The following is a 13,657-nucleotide window of genomic DNA, read 5'->3' as shown; positions in this document are numbered from 1 at the left end:
AGCACCGCACTCGACACTCGGCACGACCGACCGGCCGCCGGACACCCGGCACGCACCCGGTTACCCCGCGCGCACCCCTCAAGGAACCGCCTCCACCGGTGTCGCGCCGAGCATCAACTCCCCCATTCGCTCACGGGCGTTGGCGTCGCGCGGGTCGACCGGGCCCAGCAGGCGCCCCCGGTACGCGACGAGGACGCGGTCGCTCAGGGCGAGCAGTTCGTCCAGTTCGGCGGAGACGAGGAGGACGCCCGCGCCACGTGCCGCCGCCTCGCGGATCCGGGTGTGGACGGCGTCCACGGCACCGATGTCGAGGCCGCGGGTCGGCTGGGCGGCGGCGAGGGCGACCAGCGGGTCGAGGGCCAACTCCCGTGCGAGTACGACCTTTTGCTGGTTGCCGCCGGACAGCGACGCCATCGGCGCGGCCGGTCCCGCGGCGCGGATGCCGTGCTCGGCGACGGCATCGGCGGTGGCCCGCGCCAGTGCGGCCCGGTCCAGGAGGACGCCCCATCGACGGAAGCGGCCGAGGTGGCCGAGGTGCAGGTTCTCGGCGACCGACAACTCCGGTACGCAGCCCTCGTGATGACGGTCCTCCGGTACGACGCCGAGCCCGGCCCGGGTCCGGACGGCGGGCCCGTCACGGGTCACGTCCCGCCCGCCGAGCACGACGCTGCCGCCGGCCGGCGCGAGGGAGCCGCCGAGCACGGCCATGAGTTCGCTCTGTCCGTTGCCCTCGACCCCGGCGATCCCGACGATCTCCCCGCGGGCGACGTCGAGGTCGACCCCGTCGAGGGCATGGGTGCCGTCGGACCGACGGACCGTGATGTCGGTCAGTCGTAGGGCGACCTCCCCGCCCCGGGGTGCCTCACGGCCTGCGGCGGCCGCCGGCTCGGCCAGGCCGACCGCTCCCGCGAGGCTCGCGTCCAGGGTGTCGGCGGCGCGGCCGATCATCATCGGCACCAGGTGGCGCGTGCCGAGTTCGGCGAGGGGGCCGCCGCCCGCGACGCGACCGCCGCGCAGCACGGTGGCCTCGTCGCCCGCGCGGACGGCCTCGCCGAGCTTGTGCGTGACGAGGACGACGGCGCCGCCCGTCTCGGCGATGCGCCGGCAGGTGGCGAGCAGCGCGTCGGTCTCGGCCGGGCCGAGCACACCGGTCGGCTCGTCGAGGAGCAGGAGTCGCGGTTGGCGCAGCAGTGCCTTGACGATCTCGACCTGTTGACGGGCGGCGACGGGCAACTCGCCGACGACGGCGTCGAGTTGCACGTCGAGGCCGTACTCGTCGCGGACGCGGGCCAGTCGGTCCGTGAGGCCGGGCAGGCGCAGCAGCCGCAGGTTCTGCTCGACGGTCAGTGTGGCGACGAGACTGAAGTGCTGGTGGACGAGGGCGACCCCGGCGGCGAGCGCGTCGGCCGGGCGTCGCGGCGCGTACTCCTGCCCGTACAGGTTCAGGGTGCCCGAGTCCGGGACGAGGGAGCCGCCGACGGCGTGGCAGAGGGTCGACTTCCCGGCGCCGTTCTCGCCGAGCACGCAGTGCACGGTGCCGGGCCGGACGACGAGGTCGACGCCGTCCAACGCGCTGACGCCCGCGTAGGACTTGGTGAGTGAGGTGATGCGCAGTGCGGGTGCCGTGTCGGTCATCGGGTGGTGATCTCCCCGGACGTGATCCTCGCCTTGAGGTCGTCGAGCTTCTTCTTCACCGAGGCGTCGGCGTCGCACAGCACGATGTCGTTGTGCGGGGTCTCGAAGGTGAGGCCGAAGTGGACGGCCTCCGCCTTCCAGTTCCCCTTCACGAGGTGGTCGGTGGCGTACTCGATCTCGGCGCCGATGTCCGTCTCGACGTATCCGGCGTAGGCCTTGTCGCTGCCGCAGTCGTGGGCGACGGGGCCGCCGATGAGGCTTCCGCCACGGCCGGTCGCGGCCTGGGCCATGCCCTTGTGGCCGAGGTTGAGGACCTGCCCGAGGACGTCGGCGCCCGCGCCGTAGTCGGCGAGGGCGGACTGCTTGGCCTTGGCGGCGTCGTTGAAGTCGCCGACGTACTGCGGTGCGAGGACCTTCACCTTCGCGTCGGCTTCCTTGGCGCCGCGCTCGAACTCCTGGGCCGCGTTGACGATGGCGGGCAGTTCGGCGCCGCCGACGAAACCGACGGTGTCCTTCTTCGACAGGAGTGCGGCCGCGGCACCCGACAGGAAGGCGGCCTGTGCCTGCTGCGGGTCGTAGAGGGCGAGGTTCGCGGTCGGTTTGCCGTCGGCCGGGCCGCCGATCTCGGCGAACTTGACCTTGGGGAAGCGGGCGGCGACCTTGCGCACGGCGGCGTCGGTCTGACCGCCGAGCGAGATCACCAGGTCGGAGCCGGTGGCGAAGCGGACGAGTGCCTGTTCGTAGTCGGCGGCCTGCACCTGCTCGACCTTGCTGAACGCCACCTTGCCCGTATGCGTCTTCGCGGCTCGCTGGTAGCCCCGGTAGGCCGACTCCATGAACCCGTCGTCGGAGAGCGAGCCGGGGAACAGGACGCCGACCTTGAGGTCACCGGAGTCCTTCGGCCCGTCCTGGGCGGAGGACGCGCCGCCGCATCCGGTGAGCAGGGCGAGACAGGCGCCGGCCGCGAGGGCGGCAGGCCGACGGAGAGGGGTGTGTGCCACTGAGGTGCCTCCAGGGGGAGGGGCCCGCGAGCCCGTTAGTGGTATACCGTTACGCGCCCTCAGTCTGGGAGCCGTGTGTTGCCCGCGTGTTAGCGGCCGGTTAGCACTGCGCACCCTCCCCCGCGGTCGGCTTACTGTGAGAGCCGGATCTGAGTGGAGGAAACCCTTGGTGACAGCGGCACAGCCGGCGGGCGCGGGGCGCGGTTCGCTGCGCGACCATGCGTACGACACGCTGCGACGGCGCATCGTGGAGGCCCAACTCCAGCCGGGCGAACGACTGGTGGAGCGCGACCTCGCCGCGGAGCTGGAGGTCTCGCGGATCCCGCTGCGGGAGGCGCTGCGCCGTCTCGAGGCGGAGGGACTCGTGGTCCTGGTACCGCATCGCGGGGCCCTGGTGTCGCCGTTCACGCCCTCCGACGTCCGCGACCTGTTCGACGTACGGGAATCTCTGGAGTCCCTGGCGGCGCAACTGGCGGCCGAGCGGTCCGACGCCGCGGGGCTGGCCCGCCTGAAGGCACGGCTCGACGCGGCGCGCTCGGCGACGGACAGCGGGGACCGCGCGGCCATCGCCACCGCGAACGCCGGTTTCCACACGGACATCGTGGAACTGGCGGCGAACCCGCTGCTGACGACGATGATGCGGCCGCTGGAGGCGCGCACGCTCTGGCTGTTCCGGCTCACCGCGCAGCGGGATCCGGCGCGCCAGTGCGTGGAGCACGTGGAGCTGTACGAGGCGATCGCGGCCGGTGCCGCGGACCGTGCGGCCGCCCTCGCCCACGACCACGTGGCGGACGGGCGGGCGGAGTCGCTCGCGCTGGCCGCCGCGTGGTCCAGGCCGGAGATCGATCCGCAGGCGGTCGCGGCCCGCAGGCGCAGGCGCGCCCCCTGACCGTCCCGGCGGCCGGTGCCGCTGGCGGCCCTATCCGGACTGGCCGGCGTCCGGCCGGTCCACCGTCTCCGCGCCCTCCAGCGGCGCCCGCTCCAGGAACGCGACCGCCTCGGGCACCCGGGCCCGCAGCCGCAGCAGGCCGGAGGCGGTAAGGGTGCGGCAGACGGTGTCGCGCTCGGCGAGCACGCGCCGGGCGGTGCGGTCCGGGAAGTCGCCGGGGGTCAGGGCCGCGCCGGGGCCCGCGGACCAGGTGCGCCGGGTGGGCACGGTCTTGACGGTGTCGGCGCAGACCGCGAGGCGGCCGGACTCGACGTACCAGAGGACGATGCGCTCGCTCAGCTTCCGTTCCGGCGGGTCGACCGTCTGCCCGCTCGCCAGGTGCAGGGTGTCGAAGGCGTCGGTGAGGGCGGCCCGCAGCCGGGGGTCGGCGCGGCCGAACAGATCGCAGTCGGCGAGCGGGACGGGGGCGTCCGCGTCGAGGCCGAGGTCGGCGAGCAGCGCGTCCTCGCAGGTCTCCAGGGCACGCCCGAGGTCGGGGAACTCGTCGGCGGTGCGGGCCATGGCCTGACGCTGGTCGGGGTCGGCGAGCACCATGCGCACCCCGCGCCGGCCCAGGTCCGCGCCGAGGGCGCGCAGCAGGTCGGCGGCGACCGGTTCGATGCGTCCCACGCGGGTCAGGTCGAGGGCGAACCAGCGCACGGCGGCGGCGAGTTCACGGGCGGCACGCAGGGTCTGTTCGGCGGTGGCGAAGTCGAGGTCGCCCTGCAGGACGTGGACGCGGATGCGGTCCGGGTGGGCGTCGAGCGCGGCGCGCTGGTCGCGCGGCCGGTGGCGCAGGGAGCGCAGCGGGGTGGGGTGCAGGGAGCGGGGCGGCAGCGGGCGGCGCTCGGGCACGCTGGCCCGCATCAGGTGGAGGCCGAACTGGTCCGACAGCAGATGGCAGGCGGCGATGCCGCGGACGCTGTTGCCCTTCTCCTCCAGGGGCGGGCTGAACACCCCGATGCCGAACTGACCGGGCAGCGCCACCCCGATGGCGCCGGAGACGCCGCTCTTGGCGGGCATGCCGACCTGGAGCATCCACTGGCCGGAGGCGTCGTACATGCCGCAGGTCGCCATGACGGCGAGGACGTGCTGGGCGTGGCGCGGGGCGACGACGCGTTCGCCGGTGACGGGGTTGAGGCCTCCGGCGGCGAGGGTGGCGTGCATGACGGCGAGGTCCTCGCAGGTGACGAGGACGGAGCACTGGCGGAAGTACACGCCGAGCTGGTCCTCGACGTCGCCGGTGAGGGACCCGGCGTTGTGCATGAGGTAGGCGAGGGCCCGGTTGCGGTCGCCGGTGGCGCGTTCCGAGGCGTAGACGGCCTCGTCGACGGCGAGGGGGCGGCCGGCGAAGGCGCCGAGTCCGTCGAGGATGCGGGTGAAGCGGCTGCCGGGGGTGTCCCCCGCGACGAGTGAAGTGGTCACGATGGCACCGGCGTTGACCATCGGGTTGGGCGGGCGTCCGGTGCCGGGCTCCAGGCGGATGGAGTTGAACGCCTCGCCGCTCGGTTCGGCGCCCACCCGGGTGAGGACCTCCTCCAGGCCGCGGTCGGCGAGGGCGAGCGCGAACACGAAGGGCTTCGAGACGGACTGCACGGTGAACGGCGCGGTGGTGTCGCCGCTGCCGTAGACCTGCCCGTCGAGGGCGCACAGGCTGAGCCCGAACAGGTCCGGGTCGACGCGGCTCAGCTCGGGGATGTACGAGGCGGGCGCGCCGTCGTCGAGGTCGCGCAGGCTCAGCCGCACCTGGTCGAGGAGACCGGTCAGCGGGTCGCCGGGGTGGTCCTGCTGGTCGAGTCGCACGCCTCCATCGAAACGCATCGGGCGCCTGCCCGCGCCCCGGCAGACTGCTCCCATGACCGAGAAGGATCACAAGAAGGACCTCCTGCGCTACCTCCAGGACGCACGTGACGCCCTGCTGTGGAAGCTCGACGGCCTGAGCGAGTACGACGTGCGGCGCCCCCTCACCACGACCGGCACCAATCTCCTGGGCCTGGTCAAGCACGTCACCGGTGTGGAGCTGGGTTATCTCTGCGACACGTTCGACCGGCCGCACAGCGAGCCGCTGCCCGACTTCAAGGGCGACGAGGAGCCGAACGCGGACATGTTCGCCACCGCCGACGAGTCGCGGGAGGAGATCGTGGAGCGGTACCGCCGGGCCTGGGCCCTGGCGGACGCCACGGTCGACGCCCTCGCGCTCGACGCGGCCGGCACGGTGCCGTGGTGGCCGAAGGAACGTGCGGCGGTGACGCTGCACCACGTACTGGTCCGGGTGGTGTCCGACACGCAGCGGCACGCCGGGCAGGCCGACATCCTGCGGGAGGGCCTGGACGGCGCGGCGGGTTGTCTGCGGGCCAACGACAATCTGCCGTCGCACGACCCGCAGTGGTGGGAGGAGTACCGCGCCCGCCTGGAGCTGATCGCCCGACAGGCGGACGCCGAGGGCTAGTTCATCCCTCGCGGTGGCGCAGGAGGAGCATCGCGGCGTCGTCGTGCAGCGGGCCCGCCGCGTGCTCCACCAGGTCCGTGCGCAGCCGCTCCAGGGCGGCCTGCGGGTCCGTGTCCTTGAGCAGCGGCACCCTGGCTTCGAGGGGGTAGAACTCCCCCGCGGCGTCGCGGGCCTCGCTCACGCCGTCGGTGTAGAGCAGCAGCTGGTCGCCGGGCGCGAACGGAACCGCGTACGGGACCGGCGCGTCGCCGCCCTGGACGCCGAGGCCGAGCGGCAGCGCGAAGCTCGGCGGTTCGGGGAACTCGGTGGTGCCGTCGGCGCGGGCCAGGAGCGGCGCCGGGTGCCCGAAGTTCAGGAACGTCGCCTCGCGGCCGCCCGCCGCCACCTCGACGAGGAGTGCGCTGACGAACCGCTCGCCGAGCAGCTCGCGCTCCAGGGCGCGCTCCAACCTCCGACCGAGACCGGCCAGTTCGGGTTCGTCGTGCGCGGCCTCGCGGAAGGCGCCGAGGACGCGCGCCGCGGTCTCCACGGCCTCCAGGCCCTTGCCCTGGACGTCGCCGATGATGGCCCGGGTGGCGCCGGGCGAGGCCACGACCTCGTACAGGTCGCCGCCGATCCGCGCCTGGGCGACGGCCGAGGTGTAGGAGACGGCCACCCGCAGCTCGCCCGCGACGCGCGGCACCGGGCGCAGCAGGACCCGCTGCGCGACCTCCGCGATGGAGCGGACGCTGGCCAGTTCGGCGTCCCGGCGCTCGCGCATCACCACGGCGCCGAGGGCCGCGGCGGTCACTCCGGCGACGCTGATCGAGGCGATGTAGACGCGCCGCTTGCCGAGGGTGCCGTCGGACGCGGACAGCAGCACGCAGAGCAGGACGGCGAGGGCGCCGATCCGGGCCGTGCGCCGCTTGCCGCCGGTCAGGCCCGCGAAGGCCGGGCCCAGCGACATCAGCGACAGCAGCCCGAATCCCGTGGGGGTCACCAGTTCGGCGATCACCACGAGCCCCATCACCCCGTACGGCAGGGCGGCGAGGGCCCGGCCGGCCCGGAACTTCGCCTTCGTCATCGCTCTCCCCGTCAGGACGGCACGTCGGCGTTCGGATCTGTCGCGCCTTGAGCGTATGCGGGGTTTCTTAGGAGCGGATGAGTTCGAGGCAAATCCGTGACCTTCGATGACACTCCGTCAGCGCGGAGCTCCCTGGCCGTGTTGCGCGGCGAGCCGCACCGGGGTGTTCCGCGCGCCGTAGCCGCGGTATCCGGCATCGCGCTGGGCGAGTTCGAAGAAGACCCGGCCGACGGTCTGTGTGTAGCAGTGCCGGAAGGTGCCGTGCTCGTCCTCGTCGTAGAGGATGCCGAGTTCCTGATACGTCCCCAGTTCGCCGGGGGCGAAGGCGTGGCGAGCGGCGAGGTCGTCGTAGTAGTTGCCCGGTACGGCGAGGAGTTGGCCACCGGCGTCCCGGAAGCGGCGGGCGGCGGTGACCACGTCATCGGTGGCGAGGGCGATGTGCTGGGGACGGGACGCGTCGTCGCCGGGTGCGGGGCCGACACCGAGGGCGAAGCGGACGGCCCCGTCGGCCGTGGCGAAGGCGCGGCTGCGCAGCAGTCCGTACGGGTCGGCGACGTCGACGCTGCCCTGTGCGTCGAGGCCGAGCACGCCACGATGGAACAGCGACGCCTCGTCGAACTGGTGCCAGGGCTGGGTGAGCGCCAGATGGTCGATGCGCCGGACGACGCCGGTCCCGGGGTGTTCCCCGGTGGGCTCGAAGTCGCTTTTCCAGTTGGGGAGTTCGGGCCGGTCGGTGGCGCAGAAGAAGAGTTCGGTGCCGTCGGGTGCGGCGACGGCCTCGAGGAGGACGTCACCGGTGGCGCGGCGGCGGGGCAGGACCGGGGCGATCAGCGCCTCCGCGCGGCGGGCGGCGCCGTCCGGGTCGGGGCTCTCCAGGCCGACGGCGGCGAGGACGGTGCCGTCGCGGCGGGCGGCGGGCCCGGTGTTGAGCAGCACGCGGGCCGCGCCGTGCTCCCACAGGTCGACCGGTTTGCCCCGGTGCCGCCCGGTGCGGGTGAAGCCGAGCGCGGTCAGCAGGGCGGCGGCCGGCTCCACGTCGGGGGTGACGAGCTCGGCGAAGGCGATGCCCGTGGGCACGACCGGGGCGGGCAGCTCCCCCTCCCCCACGGCCTCCTGGAGGACGAGGAGGGAGCGCAGGGCGTCGACGGCGGCGGGCCCGGCCTCGGCCTGCCGGAACACGTCGTTGAAGACCTCCAGGGACAGCGGGCCGCGGTAGCCCGCGCGCAGGACGTGCCCGAGCAGTCCCGCCACGTCCAGGTCGCCCTGCCCGGGGAAGCAGCGGTAGTGGCGGCTCCAGCGCAGGACGTCCATCCCGAGCTGCGGCGCGTCGGCGAGCTGGAGGAAGAAGATCTTCTCGCCGGGGATGTCCTCGATGCCCTTGGGGTCGGAGCCCCGCGCCAGGATGTGGAAGCTGTCGAGGCAGGTGCCGAGCGCCGGGTGGTCTGCGGCCTCGACGATGCGCCACGCGTGGTCGTACGTGTTGACGTGGCGCCCCCAGGCGAGCGCCTCGTAGGCGACGCGGATCCCGAACTCGGCAGCCTTGTCGGCCAGTTGGCGCAGCTGGTACGCGGCGAGCGCGTCGTCGTCCTCGGCGAGCGGGGAGACGCTGGAGCAGACGAGGACGGTGTCGACGCCGAGCCGCCGCATGAGCCGGAACTTCTGCTCGGCGCGGCGCAGATTGCCGGCGAACACGTCGGCGGGCACGGCCTCGATGTCGCGCATCGGCTGGTACAGGTCGATGCCGAGACCGAGGTCGGCGCAGCGGGCGCGGACCTCCTCGGGCGTGAGCGGGCTGGCGAGCAGGTCGTTCTCGAAGATCTCGACGCCGTCGAACCCGGCGCGGGCGGCGGCGGTGAGCTTCTCGGTGAGCGATCCGCTGAGCGAGACGGTGGCGATGGAGGTACGCACGGCGGACTCCTTGCTTGAGGGGCGGCGACACCGGACAGGCGGGGACGCCAGGGCGGACGGTGGCGGCAGGGTGGACGGTGACAGGAGGGCGGGCGGTGACAGGAGGGCGGGCGGAGCTAATGTACTAACTGGTTCGTTACTCATATCAGGCCGAGAGCCGTCTGGGAAGGGACCCGGCACCGGAACCCGGCTCCCGCGCGGCTTCTACAATCGCCAACAGCACAGGCCAGCCGTCCGTCCGCGCGAAGGATCGATCCTCATGACCACTGTCGAAGAGCCGGCGCGACGCGAGGGCCGCATCCGTGACGCTGCCCGCACGAAGGCCGAGATCCTCGCGGTGGCCACCGAGGAGTTCGCCCGCGCCGGGTACACGGGCGCTCGGGTCGACGAGATCGCCGCCCGCACCCGCACCACGAAGCGGATGATCTATTACTACTTCGGCGGCAAGGAGCAGCTGTTCACGGCGGTCCTGGAGCGCAGCTACACGGTGATCCGGGAGGCCGAGCAGGACGTCGACGTCGAGCATCTCGACCCGGTGGCCGCGATCCGTCGACTCGCCGAGCTGACCTTCGACCACCACGAGGCACACCCGGACTTCATCCGGCTCGTCAGCATCGAGAACATCCACGACGCCGAGCACATCGCGGCGTCCGAGACGCTGAGCTCCCTCAACTCGCCCGCGATCGACGTGATCCGGCGGATTCTGGAGGCGGGGCGGGCCGAGGGCGTGTTCACGGCGGACGTGGACGCGGTCGACCTGCACGCGATGATCAGCTCGTTCTGCTTCTTCCGGGTCTCCAACCGGCACACGTTCGGGGCCCTGTTCGGCCGCGATCTGACCGCCGCGGACCGGCGCGAGCACTATCGGACGATGCTCGGCGACATGGTCATCGCGTATCTGACGGCGCGGCAGTCGGGCGCATAGCGAGCGGATCCGGCGCGACACGACCCTTGACAGGCGGGTAACACCGGCGCAACATCCGTAGCCATCCACTACTAACTATCCAGTGGGTTAATTAGCAGGGCGGCCCCTTTTCAGAGCTTCCCGGCCCTTTCCGCCCCTTTTCCGCCCCTTCCTGTCCCCTGAAGGAGCCCGCGTGTCCGTCCCCGCATCCCCGCCGCCACAGGGCCAGCCCCGCAAGGCGGCGCTCGCCGCCTGGATCGGCAGCGCCCTCGAGTACTACGACTTCTTCATCTACGGCAGCGCCGCCGCACTCGTGTTCCCGAAGGTGTTCTTCGACGAGTCGGACCCGGCCGACGCGGCGCTGCTCTCGCTCGCGACGTTCGGTGTCGCCTATGCCGCCCGCCCCGTCGGCGCGTTCTTCCTCGGCCATGTCGGCGACCGGCTCGGCCGCCGCAGGATCATGGTGTTCACGCTGGTCCTGATGGGCCTGTCGACCTTCCTCATCGGCTGCCTGCCGACCCGTGACCAGGTCGGCTCGCTGGCGCCCGTCCTGCTGGTGCTGTGCCGGGTGCTGCAGGGCATATCGGCGGCGGGCGAGCAGGCCAGCGCCGGGTCGATGTCCCTGGAACACGCGCCGTCCCACCGGCGCGCGTACTTCACGAGTTTCACGCTGAGCGGCACCCAGGCCGGGCAGCTCCTGGCGACGCTCGCGTTCCTGCCGATCGCGGCCCTGCCGGAGGACCAACTCCTGTCGTGGGGCTGGCGGATCCCGTTCTGGCTGAGCGTGATCGTCGCGGTGGTCGGCTATGTCATCCGGCGCACGCTGGAGGAGCCGCCGGAGTTCGCGCGCCAGGCGACGGGGACCACGCAGGCCGCGCGGCTGCCGCTGGTGGTGCTGCTCACCGAGCACTGGGCGAGTCTGCTGCGGGTCGTCGCGGGCGCACTCGTCGCGTCGGTCAGCACGATCTTCACCGTATGGGCCCTGTCGTACGCGACGAGCGACGCGGTCGGCATGGACCGCTCGGCCATGCTGTGGGTGGGCGCCCTGGCGAACGTGGTGGCGCTCGGCGCGATCCCGCTCTGGGCCCGGCTCGCCGACCGCATCGGGCGCCGTCCCGTCTATCTCGTCGGCGCCGCGGGCAGCGCGCTGCTGATGTTCGGCTACCTGTGGGCGATCTCCACGGGCTCGTACCCGCTGACGTTCGTGCTCGGCATCCTGGCGTTCGGTGTCGTCTACAGCGCGGCCAACTCGGTGTGGCCCGCCTTCTACGGCGAGATGTTCCCGACCAGGGTGCGGCTCTCCGGGATGGCGATCGGCACCCAAATAGGCTTCGCCGTCGCCGGGTTCGCGGTGACGTTCGCGGCGCAGATCGCGGGTGACGGCGGCGACGACTGGTTCGCGGTGGCCCTGTTCACGGCGGCGCTGTGCGTGCCGCCGGTGATCGCGGCGCTGACGGCGCGCGAGACGTCCCGGGTGCCGACCGAGCAGCTCGGTGAGCCTGCGGTGGCATCCGTGCCGGTGGAAGGAGCGCGGCGGGCGACGATCTGAGCCCGGTACGGAAGGCAGGGGGCGGTGTGGCGGCGCGGGCCCGGGCTCGTCGTGGCCATGGCCGCCCTCGTCCGCCCTCGTCCGCCCTCGTCCCGCGGAGTAGCCGAAGGTCGATGCTCAGGCGACTTTCGGCCGAGGCGGCCTACCGTGCCCTGTCCGTAGCGTCCAGGGCATGGAAATCGACGTACGCCACAACCCCTCCTTCGCTGTCGCCCGCGTCCACCTCTCCCCCGGCGAGACGGTCCGCGCCGAGTCCGGGGCGATGATGGCCACCTCCGGCGGGATCGCCGTCGAGGCGAAGGCGGACGGCGGCCTGATGAAGGGGCTCAGGCGGAGCGTCCTCGGCGGCGAGTCACTGTTCGTCACGCGCTTCACAGCCGGCGCCCACGGCGGCTGGGTGGACCTCGCCGCGCAACTCCCGGGCGACGTGACGGCCGTGGACGTCGACGGCGGGCTGAATCTCGCGCGGGGCGCGTGGCTGTGCTCGTCGGACGGTCTCGACCTGGAGACGAAATGGGGCGGGTTCAAGAACCTGGTCGGCGGCGAGGGCGGCTTCCTGGTGCGTGCAGAGGGGCGCGGACGCGTACTGGCCGCCTGCTACGGCGCGCTCGACGAGGTCGAGCTCAAGGAGGGCGAGCAGCTGGTCCTCGACTCCGGGCACCTCGTCGCCTTCGAGGACGGCGTCTCCTTCACCACGCGGAAGGTGACCCGTGGACTGATGCAGACCCTCAAGTCGGGCGAGGGGCTCGTCTTCGAGTTCACCGGCCCCGGGCGGTTGTGGACGCAGAGCCGCAATCCGGGCGCGCTGGTCACCTGGCTGACGGCGAAGCTGCCGTTCAGCCGCGGCTAGGGCCCATCCGGAGGCCGAAGCCACCCGAGACGTGACCACACCTGCCGGACCCGACCTAGAGCCCGCCGTCGCCCTCGGCCAGGTCGCGGTCGGCGCCCTTCTCCGCTCCGGCCCGTCGTGCCGCGGAGTGCAGCGCGTTCAGGGCGACGAGCAGTATTCCGATGTCGTCCAGGTAGATCGGGTCGGGCAGCAGGTCGACCGGTGAGATCGTGTAGATCACGGCGGTCCAGAACAGCGCCTTGTTGCGCAGCGGGATCCCGGCGTCGACGAGCAGGCGCCGGGCCCGGAAGACCTTGACCAGCAGGACGCCGGCGGCGACCAGCATCACGGCGGCGGCGATCGTCGCGAGCACGAGCCAGGTACTGCCGTCCATATGTCTCCTCCGAGCCCCGCCCTGACCTGCCTGCCCCGCCTGTCGTGCCCTGCCTCGGCCACCGTCCGGGTGCGCCGCGCCGTCCGCCACGCGACGATGAAGGCCGCCCCGCAACTAGGAGGACGGTGTCGTGCTCATCTTCGTCGCGATGATCCTGGGAGCACTGAGCGTGGTCTGCATAGGTATCACGGCGCGCCAGTTCGTGGCGGACAGTGTCGCGCTCGGCCCGCCGGTCGCCGCCCTGTGCACCGCGTTGATCTCGGTGGCGCTGATGGTCGTGGCGACGTACTCCGGGCAGTGACCGGCCCGCCGAGCGGTCACAACCCGGCCGATCCGTCGTCCTCGGCCACGAGGTGCACGGCCGCCTCCTCCGCCGACGCGGCGCCGCCGTCGAAGCCCACGTCCGCGGCGAGCATGTCCTTCTCGGCGTCCTCGTGGGCGCCCTCGTCCGGCGCGACGAGCCGTCCGGCGCGCAGCGTGCCGACCTCCTCGTCCAGCGGCTCTCCTTCACCTCCGGGCAGGTCACCGACCCCGTCGTCGGGTTCCTCGCCCGACTCCAGCGCCTCGTACTCGTCGACGACGGGGTCCGGACGCTCCTCGGCCAGGCGTTCGTCCAGGCTCTCGCCGCGCAGCCGCTCCGCCGCCGTGGTGCCCGCGTGCTCGACGCCCAGCGGTCGCTCGGGCGGCGACCAACCCTCGTCGTACGGGTCGACGCCCCGGTCGTAGAGGGTGTCCTCCACCTCGAGGATGCCCTCGTCCTCGTGGGCGTCGGGGTCACCGGGCTGGTACACCTCGTCCCCCATGCCCGTGGTGTCGCTCCGCTCGGTCATTCGGTGTCACCTCGCTCCCAGGTCCCCGTTGCCTTTCGGTCCTTGTCGCATATCCAGTCTGCGTCAGATCACGCCCGCGGGCCGCACGGGACGCTTCCGGTCCGCCCGCGCTCCCGGGCACCGTCCGCCGATCCGCGCCAACAGGGGCCGGTGTGGGTCGAGTTGAC

General features: G+C 72.7%; 13 protein-coding genes. 6 read left to right on the top strand and 7 right to left on the bottom strand.

Annotation, left to right across the window (positions count from 1 at the left end; genetic code table 11):
• Positions 1-78: 78 nt before the first annotated feature.
• Together B072_RS0113040 and B072_RS0113035 are read right to left on the bottom strand one after the other, a co-directional pair.
• Entirely contained in the window at positions 79-1,635 is a 1,557-nt protein-coding gene (locus tag B072_RS0113040) for an ABC transporter ATP-binding protein (RefSeq protein ID WP_018530392.1), read from the bottom strand.
• The gene (locus B072_RS0113035; RefSeq protein WP_018530391.1) at positions 1,632-2,636 is read right to left on the bottom strand and encodes a BMP family ABC transporter substrate-binding protein; all 1,005 of its coding nucleotides are present in this window, start codon (positions 2,634-2,636) and stop codon (positions 1,632-1,634) included. Before B072_RS0113035 ends, B072_RS0113040 begins: the two co-directional genes overlap by 4 nt.
• 169 nt (positions 2,637-2,805) lie before the next feature.
• Here B072_RS0113035 and B072_RS0113030 point away from each other — a divergent pair, with 169 nt between their 5' ends.
• Positions 2,806-3,525, top strand: coding sequence for a GntR family transcriptional regulator (locus B072_RS0113030; RefSeq protein ID WP_018530390.1), 720 nt, complete (start codon positions 2,806-2,808; stop codon positions 3,523-3,525).
• 30 nt (positions 3,526-3,555) lie between these two features.
• Here the strand turns inward: B072_RS0113030 and glsA are convergent, their stop codons facing one another.
• The gene (glsA, locus tag B072_RS49110; RefSeq protein WP_018530389.1) at positions 3,556-5,367 is read right to left on the bottom strand and encodes a glutaminase A; all 1,812 of its coding nucleotides are present in this window, start codon (positions 5,365-5,367) and stop codon (positions 3,556-3,558) included.
• A gap of 52 nt (positions 5,368-5,419) precedes the next feature.
• Here glsA and B072_RS0113020 point away from each other — a divergent pair, with 52 nt between their 5' ends.
• Positions 5,420-6,013 carry a DinB family protein gene (locus B072_RS0113020; RefSeq protein ID WP_018530388.1) on the top strand — a complete coding sequence of 198 codons (594 nt, stop codon included), beginning with the start codon at positions 5,420-5,422 and terminating at the stop codon, positions 6,011-6,013.
• Position 6,014: 1 nt separating this feature from the next.
• Here the strand turns inward: B072_RS0113020 and B072_RS0113015 are convergent, their stop codons facing one another.
• A complete protein-coding gene (locus B072_RS0113015) occupies positions 6,015-7,076 on the bottom strand; it encodes a PP2C family protein-serine/threonine phosphatase (protein WP_018530387.1) in 1,062 nt (353 codons plus the stop codon).
• A 117-nt stretch (positions 7,077-7,193) separates the two neighbouring features.
• A complete protein-coding gene (locus tag B072_RS0113010; protein WP_018530386.1) occupies positions 7,194-8,984 on the bottom strand; it encodes a bifunctional sugar phosphate isomerase/epimerase/4-hydroxyphenylpyruvate dioxygenase family protein in 1,791 nt (596 codons plus the stop codon).
• Positions 8,985-9,243: 259 nt separating this feature from the next.
• On the opposite strand from B072_RS0113010, the gene B072_RS0113005 reads away from it, so the two are divergent.
• The 3 genes from B072_RS0113005 to B072_RS0112995 all read left to right on the top strand — a co-directional run bounded on the left by B072_RS0113005 (position 9,244) and on the right by B072_RS0112995 (position 12,287).
• A complete protein-coding gene (locus tag B072_RS0113005) occupies positions 9,244-9,909 on the top strand; it encodes a TetR/AcrR family transcriptional regulator (protein WP_018530385.1) in 666 nt (221 codons plus the stop codon).
• Between the two features lie 172 nt (positions 9,910-10,081).
• Positions 10,082-11,437, top strand: coding sequence for an MFS transporter (locus B072_RS0113000; RefSeq protein ID WP_018530384.1), 1,356 nt, complete (start codon positions 10,082-10,084; stop codon positions 11,435-11,437).
• A 172-nt stretch (positions 11,438-11,609) separates the two neighbouring features.
• The gene (locus tag B072_RS0112995) at positions 11,610-12,287 is read left to right on the top strand and encodes a TIGR00266 family protein (RefSeq protein ID WP_018530383.1); all 678 of its coding nucleotides are present in this window, start codon (positions 11,610-11,612) and stop codon (positions 12,285-12,287) included.
• A 55-nt stretch (positions 12,288-12,342) separates the two neighbouring features.
• On the opposite strand, the gene B072_RS0112990 is transcribed toward B072_RS0112995, so the two are convergent.
• Complete coding sequence (locus tag B072_RS0112990) at positions 12,343-12,660, bottom strand: YkvA family protein (RefSeq protein ID WP_018530382.1); 318 nt, start codon at positions 12,658-12,660, stop codon at positions 12,343-12,345.
• Positions 12,661-12,790: 130 nt separating this feature from the next.
• On the opposite strand from B072_RS0112990, the gene B072_RS48125 reads away from it, so the two are divergent.
• Positions 12,791-12,961 carry a hypothetical protein gene (locus B072_RS48125; protein ID WP_018530381.1) on the top strand — a complete coding sequence of 57 codons (171 nt, stop codon included), beginning with the start codon at positions 12,791-12,793 and terminating at the stop codon, positions 12,959-12,961.
• 16 nt (positions 12,962-12,977) lie between these two features.
• Here the strand turns inward: B072_RS48125 and B072_RS0112980 are convergent, their stop codons facing one another.
• Positions 12,978-13,490 carry a DUF5709 domain-containing protein gene (locus tag B072_RS0112980; RefSeq protein ID WP_018530380.1) on the bottom strand — a complete coding sequence of 171 codons (513 nt, stop codon included), beginning with the start codon at positions 13,488-13,490 and terminating at the stop codon, positions 12,978-12,980.
• Positions 13,491-13,657 lie beyond the last annotated feature (167 nt).

The sequence above is a fragment of the Streptomyces sp. HmicA12 genome, assembly GCF_000373565.1.
GTDB lineage: Bacteria > Actinomycetota > Actinomycetes > Streptomycetales > Streptomycetaceae > Streptomyces.
Note: the sequence above shows the minus strand (reverse complement) of the source record. Positions and strands in the feature narration are given on the sequence as shown.